This window comes from Ferrimicrobium acidiphilum DSM 19497 (assembly GCF_000949255.1).
Lineage (GTDB): Bacteria > Actinomycetota > Acidimicrobiia > Acidimicrobiales > Acidimicrobiaceae > Ferrimicrobium > Ferrimicrobium acidiphilum.
The window spans coordinates 88,730-110,110 of record NZ_JXUW01000005.1 but is presented as its reverse complement, the minus strand read 5'-3'; the positions used below and the strand labels follow the sequence as shown (position 1 = coordinate 110,110).

Annotated in this window: 18 protein-coding genes; all 18 read left to right on the top strand. The window is 56.5% G+C overall.

All coding sequences use genetic code 11. The features are described 5' to 3' along the window. The first annotated feature begins 12 nt into the window (after positions 1 to 12). The 18 genes from dxr to FEAC_RS04035 all read left to right on the top strand — a co-directional run bounded on the left by dxr (position 13) and on the right by FEAC_RS04035 (position 21,315). A complete protein-coding gene (gene dxr, locus FEAC_RS04115) occupies positions 13 to 1,167 on the top strand; it encodes a 1-deoxy-D-xylulose-5-phosphate reductoisomerase (RefSeq protein WP_035388794.1) in 1,155 nt (384 codons plus the stop codon). Then, a complete protein-coding gene (locus FEAC_RS04110) occupies positions 1,160 to 2,482 on the top strand; it encodes a M50 family metallopeptidase (RefSeq protein WP_035388793.1) in 1,323 nt (440 codons plus the stop codon). Before dxr ends, FEAC_RS04110 begins: the two co-directional genes overlap by 8 nt. A gap of 23 nt (positions 2,483 to 2,505) precedes the next feature. Beyond that, the gene (gene ispG / locus FEAC_RS04105) at positions 2,506 to 3,624 is read left to right on the top strand and encodes a flavodoxin-dependent (E)-4-hydroxy-3-methylbut-2-enyl-diphosphate synthase (protein WP_035388792.1); all 1,119 of its coding nucleotides are present in this window, start codon (positions 2,506 to 2,508) and stop codon (positions 3,622 to 3,624) included. Positions 3,625 to 3,706: 82 nt separating this feature from the next. After that, the gene (locus FEAC_RS04100) at positions 3,707 to 5,425 is read left to right on the top strand and encodes a proline--tRNA ligase (protein ID WP_035388791.1); all 1,719 of its coding nucleotides are present in this window, start codon (positions 3,707 to 3,709) and stop codon (positions 5,423 to 5,425) included. A gap of 96 nt (positions 5,426 to 5,521) precedes the next feature. Then, the gene (locus FEAC_RS04095) at positions 5,522 to 6,013 is read left to right on the top strand and encodes a ribosome maturation factor RimP (RefSeq protein ID WP_052565520.1); all 492 of its coding nucleotides are present in this window, start codon (positions 5,522 to 5,524) and stop codon (positions 6,011 to 6,013) included. Then, entirely contained in the window at positions 6,003 to 7,166 is a 1,164-nt protein-coding gene (gene nusA, locus FEAC_RS04090) for a transcription termination factor NusA (protein ID WP_081900988.1), read from the top strand. Before FEAC_RS04095 ends, nusA begins: the two co-directional genes overlap by 11 nt. 2 nt (positions 7,167 to 7,168) lie before the next feature. Further along, complete coding sequence (locus FEAC_RS04085) at positions 7,169 to 7,426, top strand: YlxR family protein (RefSeq protein WP_035388790.1); 258 nt, start codon at positions 7,169 to 7,171, stop codon at positions 7,424 to 7,426. 45 nt (positions 7,427 to 7,471) lie between these two features. Beyond that, a complete protein-coding gene (infB, locus tag FEAC_RS04080; RefSeq protein WP_052565549.1) occupies positions 7,472 to 10,210 on the top strand; it encodes a translation initiation factor IF-2 in 2,739 nt (912 codons plus the stop codon). Between the two features lie 7 nt (positions 10,211 to 10,217). Then, positions 10,218 to 10,574, top strand: a complete 357-nt coding sequence (locus FEAC_RS04075; protein WP_035388789.1) for a ribosome-binding factor A — start codon at positions 10,218 to 10,220, stop codon at positions 10,572 to 10,574. A gap of 4 nt (positions 10,575 to 10,578) precedes the next feature. After that, positions 10,579 to 11,484, top strand: coding sequence for a tRNA pseudouridine(55) synthase TruB (truB, locus tag FEAC_RS04070; RefSeq protein ID WP_160290327.1), 906 nt, complete (start codon positions 10,579 to 10,581; stop codon positions 11,482 to 11,484). Next, on the top strand, positions 11,481 to 12,461 hold the full coding sequence (gene ribF, locus FEAC_RS04065; RefSeq protein ID WP_052565517.1) for a riboflavin biosynthesis protein RibF: 981 nt from the start codon (positions 11,481 to 11,483) through the stop codon (positions 12,459 to 12,461). Before truB ends, ribF begins: the two co-directional genes overlap by 4 nt. A 77-nt stretch (positions 12,462 to 12,538) precedes the next feature. Next, on the top strand, positions 12,539 to 12,796 hold the full coding sequence (rpsO, locus tag FEAC_RS04060) for a 30S ribosomal protein S15 (RefSeq protein ID WP_035388788.1): 258 nt from the start codon (positions 12,539 to 12,541) through the stop codon (positions 12,794 to 12,796). 42 nt (positions 12,797 to 12,838) lie between these two features. Next, a complete protein-coding gene (locus tag FEAC_RS04055) occupies positions 12,839 to 15,145 on the top strand; it encodes a polyribonucleotide nucleotidyltransferase (RefSeq protein ID WP_052565516.1) in 2,307 nt (768 codons plus the stop codon). A gap of 300 nt (positions 15,146 to 15,445) precedes the next feature. After that, positions 15,446 to 16,249 (top strand): 4-hydroxy-tetrahydrodipicolinate reductase, encoded by an 804-nt coding sequence (gene dapB / locus FEAC_RS04050; RefSeq protein ID WP_035388787.1) that lies wholly within the window; start codon positions 15,446 to 15,448, stop codon positions 16,247 to 16,249. Positions 16,250 to 16,296: 47 nt separating this feature from the next. Then, entirely contained in the window at positions 16,297 to 16,422 is a 126-nt protein-coding gene (locus FEAC_RS16065) for a hypothetical protein (RefSeq protein ID WP_269078248.1), read from the top strand. Positions 16,423 to 16,445: 23 nt separating this feature from the next. Next, positions 16,446 to 17,366, top strand: a complete 921-nt coding sequence (gene dapA, locus FEAC_RS04045; RefSeq protein ID WP_035388786.1) for a 4-hydroxy-tetrahydrodipicolinate synthase — start codon at positions 16,446 to 16,448, stop codon at positions 17,364 to 17,366. Continuing rightward, positions 17,359 to 19,026 carry a ribonuclease J gene (locus tag FEAC_RS04040; RefSeq protein ID WP_035388785.1) on the top strand — a complete coding sequence of 556 codons (1,668 nt, stop codon included), beginning with the start codon at positions 17,359 to 17,361 and terminating at the stop codon, positions 19,024 to 19,026. Before dapA ends, FEAC_RS04040 begins: the two co-directional genes overlap by 8 nt. Continuing rightward, the gene (locus tag FEAC_RS04035; protein ID WP_052565514.1) at positions 19,027 to 21,315 is read left to right on the top strand and encodes a DNA translocase FtsK; all 2,289 of its coding nucleotides are present in this window, start codon (positions 19,027 to 19,029) and stop codon (positions 21,313 to 21,315) included. The last annotated feature ends 66 nt before the right edge of the window (positions 21,316 to 21,381 follow it).

The following is a 21,381-nucleotide window of genomic DNA, read 5'->3' as shown; positions in this document are numbered from 1 at the left end:
TAGAGGTTTGGTATGAAATCACTTGCCGTAATGGGTTCGACCGGTTCCATCGGCCGCCAGACGCTTGATCTTGTGCGGCAGGATCCAGACAGGTTTCGGGTTGCTGTCCTCGGAGCGCACTCCGATGTTGACGGAATTCTCGATCAGGCGCGCGAGTTTCGCCCAGCCGTGGTGGGTCTAGATGATGAGGCGGCGGCCAAGGAGCTCCGCTCGCTGCTTGACTCAGGGATTGAAGTGGTGACAGGTGACGAGCTGCTCGATGCGCTGACGGCTGCAGAGATTGTCATCAACGGGGTGACCGGTTTTGCTGGGATAAGGGTCACCGAACGTGCACTCCTAGCGGGATTACGTCTCGGGCTCGCTAACAAGGAGTCGCTCATTGCCGCTGGTGAACTTGTGCTCTCCTTGTTGGGGCGAGGAGGCGAGTTGATCCCCGTTGATTCAGAACACTCGGCTATCTTCCAGCTCTTGGGGCGATCACGCGACCGTCTGCCTGGTCTGGCGCGTCTGGTGATTACTGCGTCAGGTGGCCCATTCCGCGAGTTCGACGCCGAGTCGTTGAAGACGGTGACTGTCCAAGATGCGCTCGCCCATCCTACTTGGTCCATGGGACCAAAGATAAGTGTGGACTCATCCACGCTATTCAACAAGGGGTTAGAGGTGATCGAGGCTCACTACCTGTTTGGGGTCGACTATGAACAGATAGCAGTAGTCGTGCATCCGGAATCTTTGGTCCATTCGATGGTTGAATTCACTGATGGAACAACGCTCGCTCAGCTCTCTATGCCTGACATGAGACTTCCTATATCTTTGGCGCTCTATCACCCGGATCGTAGTCCACTGGCCCATGGATCCATGTCCTGGGCCGGATCTAGGACGCTCACCTTCGAGGATGTTGACCTCGTGCGCTTCCCGGGCCTTGGGTTGGCATTTGCCGCAGGTAGGGATGGCGGCGGTGCACCGTGTTGGATGAATGCGGCCAATGAGGTGGCGGTAGAGGCGTTTCTAGCTGGCAGAATTGGTTGGTCACAGATCTACGATACGGTAGCATCTGCGATGGCAGGATACGAGGCATGCACGCCGATGAGTATTGATGAGGTTGTCGAACTAGACCAAAGAGCCAGAAGCACGGCCACTGACCTGGTCAAGGTATATGCCAATGCCTAGTATCGATACTGTAGACGGCGCCGATACCTCAGAGAATCCAGAACCGAGTCTGGCGGAGGCGCGTTCATTCTCTGGTCGACGCTTGATTGAGTTCCTGATTGTTATTGCTGCCATCATTGCGTTCGCAGCGCATGTCCACGCGCTATCCACGCTGGTAGTGGTCGCAGCAATTGCGGCGATGATTATCCTGCATGAGTTCGGTCACTATATCACTGCTCGCCTATCCGGAATGAAGGTGACCGAGTTCTTTATCGGATTTGGGCCTAGAATCTGGTCGTTCAAGGTAGGCGGGATTGAGTATGGGATCAAGGCACTGATAGTTGGAGGTTATGTCCGCATTGCAGGCATGACCAACGTCGAGGAGGTGCCACCTCAAGATGAAGCACGAACATATCGACAGTCGACCTTTCCTCGTCGCATCTTGGTCAGCGTAGCAGGCTCTTTGATGCACTTTATAATGGCGTTCGCAATCTTGTGGGTGTTGCTGTCTGGTGTTGGGTTCGCGGTCAGCAATGGAGGGACTTATATCGCCTCGGTAGCCAAGGCTCCACATGTTGTTTCACCGGCCTATCAAGCCCACATCCCGGCCGGATCCACTGTGTTGGCTGTGAATGGGATTCATCACCCTAGCACCTCCACCTTCGGCAAGATTATCGAGACGAGCGCTAACAAGCCTGTCCATCTGACGCTACGAGTCGGGTCGAAGGTTCTATACAGGACTGTGGTACCGGTGAGCGCTTCGGTACTGGCTCGAACCGATCCGGTTTACAAGTCGCTTCATGGATCTGGAGTGATTGGGGTAACTATAGAGTCTACCACCAAGACAGTTACCGACTCTTTGGTAGCAGGTGCGGGCCATGCGGTGACTGGATTGGGTTCATACGCATGGAGCTCGGTAGCTGGGATCCTTTCACACTTTTCACCACATGGCATCGCCACCTATGCTCAAGAGGTGGTCCACCCGTCGTCGAGTCCCACCTCCGCTCGATCGCAGTCGCGCTTTGAATCCCCAGTAGGCATCGTCTATCTAGCTAACGACGCTGTGCGGGCTGGTATCGCAGCAGTCTTGGAGCTGTTGTTCTTGATAAACGTGTTTGTTGGCGTGTTCAACCTCTTTCCCTTCTTGCCGCTTGACGGCGGTCATGTGGTGATAGCGATCTATGAACGCATCCGTTCGAGAAAGAATCGCCGTTATCACGCAGACGTGATGAAGCTAATGCCAGTTACCTATGCGGTGTTGGCTATCATTCTATTGATCGGCGTGACCTCGCTATATCTCGATATCACCCATCCAATCTTTAACCCATTTGGCTAGGATTATGATGAAAGTGAGCTGCAATGACACGTGAACAGGTAACGTTGGCGAAGCGTCGAGTTTCGAGGGCCGTCCAGGTCGGCAAGGTAACCGTTGGTGGCGACAGCCCTATCTCAGTCCAGTCGATGACGACGACCAAGACCGCTGATGTAGAGGGAACCCTGGTTCAGATCTACTCGCTGGCAGCTGCCGGTGCCGAGATCGTCCGCTGCACCTGCAACTCTCAGGACGCAGCTGATGGGCTCCGCCAAATCGTTCCACGCTCTCCGGTGCCGATCGTCGCCGATATTCATTTTCATGTCGAGATGGCACTTGCTGCCCTTGAGTCGGGCGTAGCCGCACTCAGGTTGAATCCGGGTAATCTGCGCAAACCAGAGGAGATCAAGCTGGTAGCGAGAGAGGCAGGGGCACGTGGCGTCCCGATCAGGATCGGTGTCAACGCCGGTTCTCTCCACCCTGATTTTGCTAAGGAGTTTGGAGGAATCACCGCTGAGGCCATGGTCGCCTCGGCGCTCCATGAACTCGAGCTCTTCCACGAGGTTGGCTTCGATGACGTAGCCTTCTCGGTGAAGGCTTCGAATGTAGCACTTATGATCGCGGCCTATCGCTTGCTAGCCGAGAAGGTAGATCATCCGTTGCACCTTGGGGTCACCGAAGCTGGCCCTCTGCCTGGTGGTCTTATAAAGGCGACCGCTGGGATAGCTACTCTGTTGGCAGAGGGGATTGGCGATACGATTCGTTACTCGCTCACAGCGGATCCGATCGAGGAGGCGCGCGCCGGGCGTCAACTTCTAGAGTCACTCGGATTGCGAGAGCGCAAAGGGCTTGATTTCATAGCTTGTCCGAGCTGTGGAAGAGCCGAGATCGACGTGGTGGCAGTGGCCACTGAGGCCCAGAGAGAACTTGAGAAACTTGGTCTCCCGTTACAGGTCGCAGTCATGGGGTGTAACGTCAATGGACCTGGAGAGGCACGCGAGGCCGATATTGGCATCGCCGCCGGTAAGGGGAAAGGACATCTCTTTATCAAAGGAAAGATCGTCGAGGTAGTCCCAGAGGCAAGAATGGTAGAGGCACTCGTCGAGGAGGCGCAGGCCATCATGCTAGAGGGAGTCGAGGCGCGGCTAAACAAAAAGCGCCGCTGATCAAAGGCAAGCGTAGGCCCGGTCTGTAAGAACGCGAGAGGATGTCGTCCATGGACTGAGGTGTCTGCTAGCCTTGGAATCCATGCGAACATCCGAACTCGTCTTCAAGAGTCTGCGAGAGACCCCTCAGGATGCTGAGGCGGCTTCCCACAAGCTGTTGCTGCGTGGCAACTATATCCGTCGGTTGACGAGTGGCGTCTACAGTTTCCTTCCGTTGGGCTACAGACTTCTCCGTAATGTCGAGCGAATCATCGAGGAGGAGCTTGATCGGGCGGGCGCCGCGGAGTTGCTCTTGCCGGCGCTCCAGCCGGTAGAGATCTGGCGGGCGACGGGGCGGATCGATAAAATGGCCGATGTCCTTTTTGGAGTCGAGGGCAAGTCTGGCTCATTCGTTCTTGGACCCACTCACGAAGAAGCGGTTATTGAGGCGATGAGTCCTGACATCGAGAGCTATCGCGATCTCCCGAAGCTTGTCTATCAACTGCAGACGAAATTCCGTGATGAACCTCGCGCACGTTTTGGGCTCATGAGAACCCGTGAGTTCATCATGGCCGATGGCTACTCCTTTGATGTTGACCGGGATGCGATGCGTTCCTCCTATCAAAAGTTCTACGATGCATATCTCGCTATTTTCGCGCGACTTGGGCTGCAGGCTGAGCCTGTCGAGGCGGATGCCGGCTCTATCGGTGGAGATGTGAACCACGAGTTTATGGTCGCCTCCACCATCGGTGAGGATCACTTTGCCTGTTGCGCGAGCTGTGGTTATCAGGCAAATATCGAGGCGGCGCGGGCTGGAGACCGCGAGCCCGTCAAGGTAGATCTTGAGGTAGAGCCGAAGACGTATTCAACACCCAATGCACCAGGTATCGAGAGCGCGATCGCGGCACTGCAGGCACTAGGGGTCGACGTGGAGATAGGCGGCATGCTCAAGTCGATGCTTTTAATCGATGAGGCAGACCGACCGGTGCTCGCGTTACTTCCTGGGGATCGGACGCTGAACGTTCCTCACGGGATGCGTCTAGCCGACGACACCCAGATGGCTGGTTTCGCCAAGGGCTATATAGGACCTCAGGGTCAGTCGCCTCGCGTGCAGGTTCTTGCTGATCCCTTGGTACGTACTCGGCCAAGTTGGGCAAGTGGGTCTAACGAACACGGCTCTCATGTCGTGGGCCTTCGGTTAGGTGTGGATTTTAGTGTAGATCGCTTCGAGAATCTCGTCGTGGTTGAGGATGGAGATCCATGCCCGCGGTGTGGTGCCTCCTTGTCACTTGTCCGTTCGGTCGAGGTGGGCCATACCTTTCAACTTGGGTTGACCTACTCTGCGGTGCTTCCTCACGCACGTTTTCACTCCGTGTCTGGCGAGGAACTGCCGTATTGGATGGGTTGTTACGGTATCGGAGTAACTAGAGTCCCGGCCGTAGTCGCCCAACAGTACGGTTCGCCTGATGGTGATGCAGTGGTTTGGCCGCTTGAAGTCGCTCCATTTGTTGTCAGTATTGTTGGGGTGGGTGCGACTAAGGACAATGAGGTTACCGCAATCAGCGAGCGACTGCATGCTTCGATCTCCGAGGCAGGGTTGTCGGTGATTATGGAGGATCGCAACGTCTCGGTCGGGGTAGCCATGCGTGACCTCGAGCTCATCGGTTCACCAATTTTTTGTATCGTGGGTGCGCGATCCCTAGCTAAGGGTGTTGTGGAGGTGCGAGAGCGGATCCACGACAGAACCATTGAAGTCGCCCTCGAAGGGGTAGTGGAGACCGTTGTTGCACTCGGCAGAGAGCTCGCATCTGAACGACGATAGTAACGGCTATACTGATGAAGGATTATTCGTAGTATTGGGACTGCGTGGGCGTGAGCCCACGTTTTTTGTTCAAGTCGATAGGTGAAAGGAGGATGCATGCTATCTGGTCAAGCATTCATCGAACTCCTCGATCCGGTGGTCGCTCCGATGGATTTACAGGTGCTATCGGCGACTTGGCGTGCACGAGTGTTGGATCTACGGTTGGAACACTTTGATGCATCTTCCCCCTCGCTTGACGAGATTGCTCAGGCCTCGAAGCTAGTTTCGATGGCACTCGATGATATCGAGGATTTGGCTGAAGATAGCTACACGTTAGAGGTCTCCAGCCCAGGTCTTGAACGGCCGCTAGTGCGACTTGCGCACTTTCGATGGGCCATTGGACGCACCGTTAGATTCACGTCGAGTGAAGGCGTTGTCGAAGGGGTGTTGGTGCGAGTTGTTGATGAGACAGAGCCTCGTATCGAGGTAGAGGTGGATGGTAGCTCTCGGAGCTTCTCGTTGCGTGAGGTTGATAAGGCTACGACCCTCTTTCAGTGGGGTGCCAACAGTTCAAAGAAGGATGGAAGGAGGCAGGTCGGTGGCGCGTGACAATCAGGATTTTATGGATGCTCTCGAGGTGATTGCGCGGGAGAAGGGCCTGACGATAGAGACTCTACTCGAATCATTAGCGAACGCCTTGGTGGCAGCTTATAAGCGAATGCCTGGTGCAGCCGATGAGGCGTATGTGGAGATCGATCCAGATAATGGTGAGATTCGGGTTTTCGGGCAAGAACTTGATGACGACGGCAACGTGGTGCGCGAGTGGGAAGACACGCCAAAGGATTTTGGTCGAATTGCAGCGCAGACAGCTAAGCAGGTTATGTTCCAAAAGATCCGCGACGCAGAACGCGACTTGAAGTACGAGGAGTACGCAGGTCGAGAAGGCGACGTCGTTACCGGCGTCGTGTCGCAGATGGACACCCGTTTTACGCTCCTGGACCTTGGTAAGATCGAGGCGATCATGCCCCACACCGAGTGCCCTCCAAATGAGCGTTACTCGATAGGGCAGCGGATTAAGGCTTATATCGTCGAGGTGCGCAAGACCGCCAAGGGCCCCCAGATCGTGGTGTCGAGAACACACCCAGGCTTGGTAAAGCGACTCTTTGAACTGGAGGTTCCAGAGATTGCCTCTGGCGTTGTTGAGATCAAGGCGATCGCCAGGGAGCCTGGTCACCGTAGCAAGGTAGCCGTCTGGTCTAATGATGACGGGGTAGACCCAGTCGGTGCCTGTGTAGGCTCCCGTGGCTCTAGGGTGAGGATGGTCACCAACGAGCTGATGGGTGAAAAACTTGATATCGTCCCCTTCTCGGAGGATGTTGTCGAGTATCTTGAGCGCGCTATACAGCCCGCTTACGCCCTTGAGGTGCGTATTGATGAGCTCGCTCGCTCTGCACTCATCGTGGTTGGAGACGACCAACTCTCGCTCGCTATCGGTCGGGAGGGGCAGAACGCTCGCTTGGCCGCGCGACTCAGTGGGCTGCACATCGACGTGCGTGCCGAGAGCGAGGTGGCAGCGCTTGATCGTGAGGCTGCTCGGGATAGCGACTACTTCGCCGAATCGCTTGATGGCGACGTATTGGACGAGGATGGCGATCCGGCAGGAGTCGATGATCGAGACAAGACGGACGACCTGGAAGCTGTCGATGATGAAGCTGAGACGGATAGCCCGGCGGCCGACGGTGAGGTCTCCCTGGAGGAGTGATGATGGCTCGTAGTAGGCGAGTCGTTGTGAGGATGTGTGTTGGTTGCCGACAGCGGCGCCCAACGTCGCAGCTGATCCGGCTCGCGTGGCACGAGGACGATGTACGTCTTGGCGCCAAGAACGGTAGAGGGGCATGGGTGTGCGCTGGTTCTCCGGCGTGTGTCGATGAGGCCCTCAAGGGCGGTCGTTTATCGAAGGCACTAAGGACTGCCATTTCTCCGGCTAGACTGGCTGGGTTAAAGGACTCCTTTGGCGCCTGAAGTAGGGCATGATAGAGATTGCAAGTGACTCAGGCGACGTGGGCGTTGAGTCGATACAGTGGAGGTCAGGTTTCGTCGTTGGCTAAGAAGTTACGAGTTTATGAGATTGCGAAGGAGTTGAACCTCTCCAACAAGGAGGCACTTGACTTGTGTCTTGCGCTTGGGATAGATGTCAAATCGCACTCTTCTAGTGTTGAGGAGGCTCACGCGGATCGCGTACGTCGGCGTGCCCAGCGTGAGGGAATCGGCATCTATGGGTCTGAGGCACAGAGTACCCCCTCGGAGCCAGAAGAGGCTGTTGCTGCGCCTCCCGTGACCGCTCCATCTGAAGCCCCCGTGGAACACGTAGAGGCAAAACCTCAGGACGAGGAGGACAAGAGAGACCTTGCTGCAGTGATTGCGCAAGAGTCTGCCAAGCGCGAAGAGGCCGAACGTGTAGCGATTGCTAACGCTGGCAAGCTTGCCCGTGAGGCTACCGAACAACAGGCGATTCCACGTCCGAAGGCCGCGCCGGTTTCGCCGTCTGGACAGCCGGTGCCACCTCCTCCGGCTCGTAAACCCCAGCCACTCACTTCATTCTCGGGGCGCCCGATTCCGCCACCACCTCGCCCAGCGGCTAACCCTGATCCTCGCGGTCGTCGACCGGCTCGCCCTCCACGTGAGGGAGGGAGACCGCCGATGCCGAGAACTGGTCGACCCGACGATCGCCCGGCCCGTCCGACGGGACCAAATGATCGTCCGCCACGTAGCGATCAGGCTGGTGCGCGTACCGGTCCGGGCACAGGCTCAGGTCCATCCACTCCGGGAGGGTTCCGCGGTTCACCCCCACCCCGAGGTGGAGGTAGGGGTGCCCCTGCGCGTGGTCCAGGGGGGCCGATGCCGGCACCTCGTGGTCGTGGCCGTGGTGGTCCTAAGTCCAAGAAGCGAGTGTCTCGTAAAGAGTACGAAGAGCTCGAGCCTACGACGGTATCGAGTTACGTTCCTTCGAATGCACCGATACCAGATCATGAAGTTATTATCGAGCGTGGTTCCACAGCTCAAGAGGTTGGTCCCAAACTCAACCGCTCAGCCGGAGATCTGATCAGATTCTTGCTGCTCCAAGGCGAGATGGTGACCGCGACTCAGTCGTTATCAGACGAGATGATCGAGCTCTATGCCGCTGAACTTGGCGCAGAGATTCGCATGGTTGACGCTGGTCAAGAGCAGGAGGCGATGCTCGCGGCGCGTTATCTAGACGTCGATGACACCGAGGATGAGCACGCAGTAGTGGCTCGTCCGCCTGTCGTCACTGTTATGGGACATGTAGACCACGGAAAGACTTTACTGCTCGACCGAATCCGCAACTCAAATGTGGTAGCCGGTGAGGCAGGGGGAATCACTCAGCATATCGGCGCCTATCAGGTTGAACTCGACGGCGGACAGGTGACCTTCATCGATACACCTGGACACGAGGCGTTTACCGCTATGCGTGCACGTGGAGCTGGGGTGACCGATATCGTCATCCTGGTGGTCGCTGCTGACGATGGTGTCATGCCACAGACTATTGAGGCGATCGATCATGCCAAGGCAGCTGGAGTTCCGATTATCGTCGCGCTAAATAAGATCGATCGAGCTGACGCCGATCCCAACAGAGTGCTCCAACAGTTGTCTGAGTACAATCTTGTGCCGGAGAAGTGGGGTGGAGACACGATAGTCGTCGAGATCTCAGCGTTGCAGAACTTGGGGATTGACGACCTGCTTGAGCAGATATTGGTGTTGGCTGAGGTGTTGGAGTTGGACGCCAACCCAACCGGTCATGCGCGCGGCACTGTTCTTGAGGGCCACCTCGATGTCGGACGAGGGCCTGTGGCCACGATACTCGTTCAGTCGGGTACGCTCCGAGTCGGTGACTCCATGGTTGCGGGTCAAGCCTGGGGCAAGGCCAAGGCACTGGTTGATGATCGTGGAAACAAGGTCGACATCGCTGGACCGTCGGTTCCTGTGCAGGTCCTTGGTTTCTCAGAGGTACCAAGTGCTGGCGACCAGTTCCGAGTTACCAACGAGATCGCGAGCGCAAGAGAGGTTGCCGAGTCACGTGAGCAGCGACTACGGCTAGCAGCAAATGCGAATCGGGCCATCGGAAGCTCCGGTATCAAGCTAGAGGATCTGTTCGAGCAGATTCAAAAGGGTGATGTTCCTGTGCTGAACATCATTCTAAAGGCGGACGTACAGGGTAGTCTTGAGGCGCTCGCAGACGCTCTTGGCAAGCTAGGTCGTGACGAAGTCGGCCTTGCTATCATCCACAAGGCCGTCGGCGGTGTGACCGAGAACGATGTGGCCCTAGCGGCTGCCTCTGACGCGCTTGTCATTGGATTCAACGTGCGTCCAGATCGACGGGCTCGCGAGGCGGCAGAGCTAGCCCACGTCGAAGTCCGCACCTACGAGATCATCTACAAGGTGATTGAGGATATTGAGGCGGCTGTTGTCGGTATGCTCAAGCCAGAGTACGAAGAGATCGTAACTGGCGAGGCCGAGGTGCGCGAGGTCTTCAGGATTCCAAGGGTCGGCGCGATTGCGGGTTGTTATGTCCGTTCCGGCGTCATCACCCGGGGTTCGCATGTACGTTTCCTGCGTGATGGTGTGATTCTCTGGAAGGGAAACGTTGTTTCGCTGCGGAGATTCAAGGATGATGTCCGCGAGGTCAATGCAGGCTTCGAGTGTGGCGTCGGACTATCTGACTTTCAGGATCTGCACGCCGGTGACTTGATCGAGACCTTTGAGCTTCGTGAGATCGCTAGGGAGTAGCTGACGAATGGCTACAAGGGGTTCGCACAGGTATGAGAGAGTCGATCGAGTATCTCGGCTATTACAGGAGGTAGTAGCCTGGGAGCTGGAGCGAATTGGCGATATCGATGACCGAGTAGAGCTGCTAACCATCACCGAGGTGCGAGTTCGCCCGGATCTGCGCTCCGCGTTGGTCTTTTTCGCCTCGCTTCCCGAAGAGGCGGAGCTCGCCCTTGATGAACATCGCATCGAGCTACAGGCGGCTATCGCGCGCCAGGTGAGGATGAAGCGTACCCCGCAGCTGCAGTTCGTCGTCGATGATGTCTTGGCAGCATCTGAGGAGATTGAGGCCGTCCTCCGTCGTCACCATCAACAGCTTGGGTAACCGGGTGGCTGAGGCAGGTGGGTTTTACGCCATCGATAAGCCGGTTGGCATAACCTCCCAGCTGGCGCTGAGTATCGCCAAACGGCAGCTCAAGGTGCGTAAAGCAGGTCATAGTGGAACCCTTGACCCTCTAGCCTCTGGTCTATTGATCGTTGCCGTCGGATCTTGGTCTCGTTTGCTTGCTTTTGTGCTCGGCGCTGACAAGGTCTATCGCGGAGTAGTGCGTTGTGGATTGAGAACCGACAGCCTCGACATCACCGGGTCAATCCAGGGTTTTCGGCCGGTGCCTGCCGGAGTTGACGCCGAAGTGGTGCGGCGAGCACTCCAAAGGTTCAAGGGCCCGATTCAACAGCTCCCACCAGCATTTAGCGCTCTCAAAGTTAATGGAGTACGCGCATATGAGCTCGCCCGCGCTGGTTCAGAGGTGACATTAGAGCGCCGTTCGGTGGTGATCCACGATATTGAGCTCCTCGGCCTTACTAGGTCGGGTCCATTCCTCGATGTCGAGCTACGAATTGCTTGTTCTTCAGGAACGTATATTCGTTCTATCGCCAGGGATCTTGGTGAGCTTCTGGAGACGGGAGCGACGCTGTCATCGCTTCGAAGGGAGTCGATCGGAGAGGTTACTCTAGATGCTGCCAAGGACCCGATGTCGATCGAGCGAGAGGATCGGTTAAGCCTATCGGCAGTTTTCCCAAGCTTCGGGCGCTACGAGATAGATGAGGAGATCCTCAGGATGGCACGCCATGGTCACCCACTCGACCGGCCGAGAGAGCTCACCGCCTTTGAACAGGTAGTCGTCCTTGCTGCCGGACCGGAACCTGAGTACCAGCGACTTGTAGGAATCTATAGAGGTGAGGCCGATAGGCTGATGCCATTGCGAGTTGTACCAGAAGAGGTGGCTCAATGATAGAGGTTCTGAGTTCGACGTCACCGTCGTATTCTCTCGACGGATCGGTGGTCACCATCGGCGCGTTTGATGGACTCCATCGGGGCCATCTCCAGCTACTGAAAGAGGCTCGTGCTGAGGCTGAAAGACGATCCTTGCCTCTGGTGGTGGTCACTTTTGATCAACATCCGATGAGGGTGTTTGCGCCCGATCGTGCACCGCGTCTGCTGATGGGTCCGCTGATTCGTCATCGACTGCTCCAGTCCTTTGGCGTTGATGTGCTCTATCTTCTCCATTTCGACCAAGAGCGGGCAGCCCAACCACCAGCCGAGTTCGTTGAGCAGGTGTTGGGCGATACGCTGTCAGCGGTGGCGGTCTACGTCGGGGAGAACTTCAGTTACGGCGCCAAAGGTGCAGGCTCGATAGCCGACCTCGAGCAACAGGGAACGAGTCTTGGGTTCACAGTGCATGGTTCGCGTCTGTTGACCGTCGGGGAGGTAGACGACTCAACACCGCTCGAAGCCTCCACAGTCGTCTCGGCGACACTGATTCGATCTCTCGTGCAGGAGGGTCGTTTAGATCTTGCCAACCTTCTGCTAGGACACCCTTTTGGGCTCGAAGGGGTTGTTGTATCGGGCGATCGAAGGGGTCGCACCCTCGGTTTCCCGACCGCGAACGTTAGTCTAGGTGATGGGTTTGTGAGGCCGCCTGATGCGGTATATGCAGGTTACACCTACCTTAGTGAACAGCGGTATCCATTGGCGATTTCGCTTGGAACACGACCTATGTACTACCCCGACGGAGGCGCTCGACTGTTGGAGGTCTTTATCGTTGGGGCGGATGAGGATCTTTACGGACGCGAGATTCCAGTCCTTTTCGTTGCAAAGCTTCGAGATCAGCAGGTCTTTGACTCTGAAGCCGTCTTTCGGCAGCAAATGGAGCGTGATGTCCAAGATGCAGTGGCAGCAGTTGAGGCCTGGCCGTCTTGTTCGTTCTGAGCCGCTATGATGGTCGCCGTACTTGTAAGTTAAACGTCAATCTGGCGGGTCCAGATCTAGAAGAGGAATGACTACGTATGTCGACCAAGCAAGATGTCATTACGAGCTATCAGACTCGTGAGGGTGATACCGGTTCCCCAGAGGTTCAGGTCGCCATCCTTACCGACAGGATAGCTCAGCTTACTGAGCATCTCAAGGTGCACAAGGGTGACCATCACTCGCGCCGTGGACTGATGATGATGATTGGACGGCGTCGACGACTTCTCGACTACCTGCGTGACCAAGACGTTGAGCGCTACCGTACTTTGATATCCCGTCTTGGCTTGCGCCGTTAGTCGCGTTTGCTTCAGAATCAGCAATCGTAAATAAGGAGAAATATGTCGGCAATCAGTGTCGAGCGTCAGTTCACGGGTATGGATACCCTGATTCGTTTTGAAACCGGACTTCTTGCCCCTCAGGCTCATGGAGCTGTTGTGGCCCAGCTTGGCGATACCATGGTGCTCGCAACGGCCACCACTAGCAAGCAGCCAAAGGATGGTATCGACTTCTTCCCACTCACGGTGGACGTTGAGGAGAGGATGTATGCCGCTGGAAAAATCCCAGGTTCGTTCTTTCGCCGAGAGGGTCGCGCCAGCGATCAGGCCATCTTGACGTGTCGATTGATCGATCGTCCGTTGCGTCCTTGCTTCCCTGATGGTTTTCGTAACGATGTCCACGTGGTGGTCACCATTCTCGGTGCCGACTTGATCAATCCGCACGATGTTCTATCTATCAATGCTGCCTCGGCGGCGCTCATGATGTCGGGTATTCCGTTCCAAGGACCTATAGGAGCGGTGCGCATCGCTTTGGCGGCCGACGGACGATGGATACCGTTCCCGACCTATCAAGAGGGTGACGAGAGCTCATTCGAGCTCGTCGTTGCTGGACGCATGACTAGTGACGGCTCCGATGTCGCCGTCATGATGGTTGAGGCTGGAGGCACGGAGTTTACCTGGAAGGCCTACGAGTCTAAGGGTGCCATCCCTACGGAGGAGGTCGTCGCAGCCGGACTTGTCGAGGCTAAGCGTTGGATAGCTGAGTCGATAGCTCTGCAGCAAGAACTGATCGCCAAGGCTACCCCAAGAGAGCCGATGAGTTGGACTCCGGTAACGGACTACAGCGATGAGATTGCGCAAGCCGTTCAAACCGCGGCTCGTGCCAGGCTCGTTACTGCTAATGCCATCGCGGACAAGCTTGAGCGAGCCACCGCGATCGAGAGCATCAATGCAGAGGTTCAAGAGGCCCTCTCTTCGCAGTTCGAGGATCAGGCAGGCGCCATCAAGTCTGCGCTTCGTTCGCTCCTCAAGGCTGTTGTACGTGAACGAATCGTCAACGATGGAGTTCGCATCGATGGTCGCGATACCTCAACGATACGACCTTTGTCGGCCACCGTTGGACTTATTCCTACTGCGCATGGTTCTGGGATGTTTCAACGCGGAGAGACTCAGGTGCTCAACGTGTGTACTCTTGGGATGCCACGCATGAATCAGCAGCTCGATACGCTCGGCATCGAGGACTCAAAGCGGTACATGCACCACTACAATATGCCGCCATTTGCCTCTGGTGAGCCTGGGTTTATGCGCGGTCCTAAGCGTCGAGAGATCGGTCACGGGCTACTTGCTGAGCGCGCGCTCGCCCCAGTTGTACCTTCCGAAGAGGAGTTTAGCTATGCTTTGCGTCTCGTTTCTGAGGTACTAAGCTCCAACGGCTCGACCTCGATGGCTTCGGTATGTGGATCCACCTTGTCGCTCATGGATGCAGGAGTTCCGATCAAAGCTCCTGTTGGCGGCATTGCTATGGGTCTGATCTATGAGGATGGCAAGTACGTCACCCTCACCGATATTCTCGGAGCTGAGGATGCCTTCGGAGACATGGATTTCAAGGTCGCAGGGACTCGTGACTTTGTCACGGCACTGCAGCTAGATACCAAGATCGATGGTATTCCAGCGGATGTCCTTGCCTCTGCACTCAAGCAAGCCCACACAGCACGTATGCAGATTATCGACGTCATTGAGCAGACGATCTCTGCCCCTCGCGCAGAGGTAGCCGCGACGGCGCCTCGCATAGTCACCATCCAGATCCCAATGGATAAGATTGGTGAGATCATCGGTCCAAAGGGCAAGAACATCAACGCCATGCAGCTCGACACGGGGTGTGATATCTCGGTTGATGATGATGGCAGCGTTGGTCGCGTCGTTATCGGCTCCAAGGATGGCGAGATGGTCAAGGAGGTTCAGCGACGCATTGAACTTATCCTGAATCCACCTGAGGCTACCTTGGGTGCTGTATATCTTGGTAAGGTGGTCGGAATCACCAAGTTCGGTGCCTTTGTCAACATTCTTCCCGGTCGCGATGGTCTTGTTCATATCTCCAAGTTGGGGCGTGGCAAGCGTGTCGACCGAGTAGAGGACGTACTGGAGCTCAATCAAGAGATCTCGGTCAGAGTTGACGAGATCGATCCTTCAGGCAAGCTGGCTCTGTCGTTGATCGATGAGAACACTGGCGCTAGCTCTAGTGTTAGTGATACCACCGGCACTGCTGCTCCTGTCAGCAAGCAAGCTGCGGCTGCTGCACCGTCGAATCGCGTCTCATTCGAGGACTCCTTTGAGACCGAGCTGGCGCGTGAGATCGGCGATCTCGGCTAGCTGATTTTGGTAGAGTTGATCTAAGCTGACCCGGCCTTCTGTGCCGGGTCAGCTATGTTTTGGTAGCAGTGGGTCGCAAGGTTGTGGCTGCTGGATTTGGCTCTAGGTTGGGGGAGATCAACAGTCGTCATTCTTGTTCGTCTATGAGGTGCAGGCGGAGCTGGGATCGGTTGCTCGAGCAGATGCATACAGTTAAATTGGATTCGATAGGGCAACCTTGAGGATGGAGACCGTCGAAGGTGCTGACGGCTGTGACTCTGCAATCGTGGCTTAGTTGAAGCTCCCGCTAGCATGACTGACATGCGAATTGGAGTGCTCGGTGCGGGTGGTAAGGTTGGTTCCAGCGTATGTCGCGCGATTCTCGAGGAGCCTGGGTATGAGCTGGTTGCAGCTGTAGACCCGAAGCTCGCCGGGATTGATCTTGGTCAGATGCTCGGAAGGAATGCAGCCGGGCTCATCGCCCGTCGTGACGTCGAGGCGTTGATCTCCGAGGCGCCGGAGGTGGTAATAGATTTTACCGAGGCGCGCGCCTCCTTTCATAATCTGCTAAAGCTTGCTCAGGCCCAGATACCAGCGGTGGTGGGAACGACTGGATTTACCGACGACGAGATGAGACGCCTAGGTGAGGCGTTCGAGGGTGTGGGTTGCGTGATCGCCTCCAACTTCTCGATAGGTGCCATTCTGATGATGCGTTGTGCTGCTATGTGTGCGCCTTTTTTTGAGAGCGTGGAGATTGTGGAGGCACATCACGACCAGAAGGTTGATGCGCCATCTGGAACGTCACTTGAGACTGCTATGAGGATTACCGATGCACGCAGAGTGGCGAACCAGCCCGGATTTCTTCAAGATAGGACGAGTAATCTAAAAGTTGAGGGTGCACGAGGTGGTGTGGTTGATGGGGATGTACGCATCCACTCTCTGCGTCTTCGTGGGGCTGTTGCGCACCATGAGGTTATCTTTGGAACCGCTAGCCAGACGCTGACGATCCGTCATGACTCCCATGACAGATCTTCATTTGTACCAGGAGTTTTGTTGGCTGTAGATCGAGTTACCGGACTCGATCGCTTGGTCGTTGGGATCGATGGTTTTCTTGGCCAGGATTGATGGCAACCAGAGGGTGCCTGTGTCAGGACGTGATTCGCAAGGAGATAGTGCGCCAGGAGATAGTGCGCCAGGAGATAGTGCGCAAGGAGATAGTGCGCAAGGAGTTCTGGTGCCAGGAGTTCTGGTGCCAGGAGTTCTGGTGCCAGGAGTTCTGGTGCCAGGAGTTATCGTGATGAGAGAGTGGAGGTAGCCGCTGATGCTGGCGCGATTTGGTCCTGTGTTGACCGCGATGGGTACGCCGTTTGGAGTTGATGGAGAGATAGATGAGGAGGGTGTGGTAAACCTGGCGCGTTGGCTGGTGGCCAACGGGTCTGATGGTCTCGTTGTCACCGGGTCTACAGGTGAATCTGGGACGCTTTCGGATGCCGAGCGTCGACAGCTCTGGCACTTGGTTCGTCAAGCAGTGGATTGTCCAGTTTTGGCTGGCGCCACCACCAATGACACTGCCCACTCATTGCGTTTGATCAAGGACGCGGAGGAGGTTGGAGCTGATGGCATTTTGGCTGTGACACCATACTACAATCGACCTCCACAGGCCGGACTGATTCGGCATTTCGGTGCAATCGCGCAAGCTACGGCCTTGCCGGTGATGCTCTACGATATCCCTGCTCGCACTGGACGTCGGATAGAGATCCCTACTTTTCTATCGCTGCTGGAGGAGCACTCAAATATTGTGGCGATCAAGGATGCATCGGGAGATGTTGCCCGGCTTGGCAAGCTCGCTGGATTGATAGAGGGTAGGGCACAGGTCTATTGCGGTGATGATTCGCTTCTGATGCCGTTTCTCAGTTTGGGTGCGGTTGGCGTAGTCTCGGTGGCTTCGCACTGGGCTGGGCTTGGTTTTCAGGCGCTTGTCGATGCTGCCGTAGGTGGTAACCTCGAACGAGCGATTCGTTTGAATCGCATCCTGGTCCCAAGCTACGAGTTTGAGAGCAGTGAGCGCTATCCTAACCCAATACCAACCAAAGCAATGATGGCTCATCTTGGGGTCTGTGCAGGCTACACGCGGTCACCACTGATCGATCCTCCAGAGGAGTTAATCGCCGATGCTAGAAAGCTCTACGATGAGCTACGTGATAACCTTGCGGACGAAGGAGTAGGTCTCATCAATGAATAGCAGCGCGGCTACTCCACAGCTGGTGTCGGTGAGGTTTCTTGGTGGGTTGGGTGAGATTGGGCGCAACTGTCTGGTCATTACCCAGGGGCGAGATGCGGTAGTTATCGATTGTGGAGTCATGTTTCCGAAGGCGGATATGCCTGGCGTTGATGTGGTGCTGCCCGACTATCGCTATCTGATCGAGGCCGATCTAGATCTCCATGGGGTACTTGTAACTCACGGACATGAGGACCATATAGGTGCACTTCCACACCTGTTGCGTGAGCGTGTTATGCCGATCTATGGGTCCCCAGTCACGCTGGCATTCGCTCGTTCGCGACTTGAGCAGTCCGGCGTCTCGGGTATTAGCTATCACGAGATAGACGACTACGGATCGGTGAGGGTCGGACCGTTCGATGTCGAGTTTATTCCCGTGACCCACTCGATCCCGGGTGCAACAGCTATTGTGGTCTCGACCGAACAGGGGTTGATCCTCCATACCGGCGACTTCAAGATCGATCGCACACCAGTCGACCACAGGGCTTTTGGTCTTGATCGTATGGCGACACTGGGAGCAGCGGGAGTTCGGTTACTCCTTTCAGATTCAACCAACGCTGACGAACCTGGGTCGTCGAACTCTGAGAGTTCGGTTGGCCTGGTACTCTCCGAGGTGTTCGCCGAGAATCAGGACCGTAGATTGACGGTCGTATGTTTTGCATCCCATCTCCATCGAATCCAGCAGATTATGGCGGCCTGTCGCGCCTCAGGGCGAAAGATCTGCCTGGTTGGGCGCTCATTGCAACGCAACGTGAAACTCGCTGATCAGCTTGGCTTGTTCCCTGCTGGTGCACTCGAGGGGTTTGTCGATGTCGAGGTTATTGACGATCTAGACCCTGCCTCGGTGTGTGTTATTGCTACCGGCAGCCAAGGCGAGCATTCGTCGGCGTTGCATCGGTTGGCCTTTGCAAAGGACCCATGGTTTGAGATGGGCGATCGCGATACCGTCATCTTCTCCTCCGACACGATTCCTGGCAATGAGTCAGCTGTATATCGGGTCATCAACCAGCTCGCGAGGCTCGGTGTGCGTGCGATCTATCCGTCCGTTCGTAGGGTCCATTCATCCGGCCACGCCCGACGCGATGAGCTTGAGTTGCTTATCACACTGGTGCGCCCGGAGTTCTTCATACCAGTCCATGGTGAGTATCGGCATCTTGCTGCACATCACCAGCTGGCGCTCACCACGGGTGCGGTGGCTGGCGAGGCTCGTATTTGTGATGATGGTGATGAGGTACTACTGAGCGAGCAGGGCCTAGCATGGGGTGAGTCTCGGTCGGGAGACTACCTCTATGTGGATGGCAAGGTTGGAGACATCAACGCCAGTGTGTTGAGGGACCGCCGCAGCCTATCGGCTGATGGCATCGTGGTAGCGGCACTCACAATGGCCGAGGGGCGCCAGTTGGTCGGAGATCCGGAGATCTTCTCATTTGGTTGGGTCCATGATGAGCGCGAAGAGGGCCTGCTCCTTGCGATTCGTGATGTCGTCTCGGCTACCGTGGTTGGGTTGCGCCCCGATCAAGGTGTCAGTCACCTCAAGGATCAGTTGAAGCGGCGTGTAGGCAAGTACGTTCGTGAGCAGACCAAGCGCCGACCGTTGGTGGTCCCACTTGTGATCGAGGTGTGAGTGGCAACGTCGTCGCGCGGAAGATCTAATACGGCGAAGAAGCCCTCATCCACCAAAGGTCGCCCTACTAGGTCGCGGCCATCGTCGACTACGCAGGTTCACTGGTCACGCGAAGCGACCGGCCTCGTCTGGGCCGTCGGTGCCCTTCTCTTGGGTATTGTTGCCTACAGCGGACTCTTCGGTGGACTCGGACGGGTGCTGTTAGGGCTTGGTCATGATCTCCTGGGTGTCCTGGCCTGGGTGGTCTATGTCGTGGCAGCGGTGATCGGCTTCGCGGTGGTGATGAAGTACAGAAGATTGCCACGCTTTAGTCTGTTGTTCGCGGGCATAGTGGTCATAGCGATCGCCTCGATCGATGCCGCTGTAGAGCTGGGTGCAACCCATAATCTGGTTTTACCGGGGTCTCGTTATGGCGGAGTCGTGGGTGATATCGTAGGTTTTGCTGCTACGAGGCTGGCGGGATCGATCGGCGGTACGATCGTCCTCGCCCTTATCGCTATCGTCTGCGTGCTTGGGCTGGCAGGTCTCAAACCACGAGAGTCGATGGACTGGATCGTAACGCGTCTGGGCGCTACCCGTGAGCGTGACACATCTGAGACTCGAGCTCCAAGAGCTAAGCGCTCCTCTCTCTCTCAGCACGATGAACCCAAGCGTACTCGAGGAGGCAGGGGCGCCAAGGGAGTTGGCGACGCCCCGCCGGACCAGGAACCTGTCGATACCCCGGAGGTCGTTGGCGAGCGAGTGCCACCGTCTTCGATAACACCAGAGCCGATACCGATCGAGGAGCCGATGCTCGTCGATGCGCTCGCATCCCAACCTGCGTTGCATCAGGTACGCGAGGATGGACCGTGGCGGCTTCCTTCGCAGTCGTTGTTGAAGCGGGGGAGTCGTGCCAAGATCGACCGTGGGGACCTAGAGAGACGGGGTCGGGTGCTTGAGAGCGCACTTGGCTCTCACGGCGTCGCCGTTAAGGTCGCCAATATGACGATAGGTCCGACGGTAACGCGCTACGAACTCGAATTGGCTGAGGGCGTCAAGGTTGCACGAGTGCTAGCGCTCCAACGGGACATCGCCTATGCGATGGCAGCGACCGATGTCCGAATTCTGGCACCGATCCCAGGTAAGAGCGCCATTGGCGTCGAGGTGCCTAATCGGGTGCGTGAGGTAGTGACACTCGGAGACGTGTTGGCCAGCCCTCAGATGGAACGTGCGACCAAGGTGCTTGATGTGCCGCTTGGTCGTGATATCTCGGGCACAGCTGCGGTGTTCGATATCGCTGCAATGCCTCACGTGCTGGTGGCAGGCTCGACCGGGTCGGGCAAGTCATCGCTGATTAACTCGCTGTTGACCAGCCTTCTAGTTCGTAACACCCCGCGGGAGTTGCGACTTATCCTTGTCGATCCAAAGCGAGTGGAGTTATCGCAGTATAACGCCTTGCCTCACCTACTGACTAGTGTGGTGGTCGACCCCAAGAAGGCAGCTCATGCGCTGAATTGGGCGGTAGAGGAGATGGAGCGACGTTATGATATTCTCGCTCACTGGGGGGTGCGAGATATCGTTGGTTATCGCGAGCTCATCGCACTGTCCGCAGGAGCTGACGATCCAGACGAAGGGCCACCAGAAGAGCTTCCGTATATTTTGGTGGTGATCGATGAACTCAACGATCTCATGATGGCAGCTCCGCGCGATGTGGAGGACTCGATCTGTCGTATTGCCCAAAAGGCTCGAGCAGTCGGGGTGCATCTGGTCATCGCCACACAGAGACCGTCTGTCGATGTGATTACCGGCGTTATCAAGACGAACGTCCCCTCTCGGATTGCGTTCGCTGTCGCCTCCCAGACCGACTCTAGAGTCATACTCGACCAGCTCGGAGCGGAGAAGCTCGTTGGCAAGGGTGATCTCTTGATGGTGACCGCCACCAGCTCGCAACCACGTCGACTGCAGGCGCCGTGGGTGTCAGAGCATGAGGTAGCCGCTGTGGTTGGCCATTGGCGTCGTCAGGGGGCGCCGACCTACCTTGACGAGCTCGACAAGGTAGAGGATACCGGTCGGCCCAAGAGTGACCTCGCTGCTGAGGTGGACCCACTCTTCTCCACGGCTGCGCGATTAATCGTCGAGACTGGTGCTGGATCGACGTCGATGTTGCAAAGAAGGCTCAAGGTTGGATTTGCTCGCGCCGGTCGACTTATGGACCTGTTGGAGGATCGTGGTATCGTCGGGCCCGCTGACGGTTCGAAACAGCGTCAAGTCCTGGTGACCGTTGAGGAGCTTGAAGAGCTCGACATCTAGTCTGAGTGTCGTAGAGCTTGTTTATCGAAGATTGCCGGAAGACCCCGTCCGTAAGGTCGGGGAGGA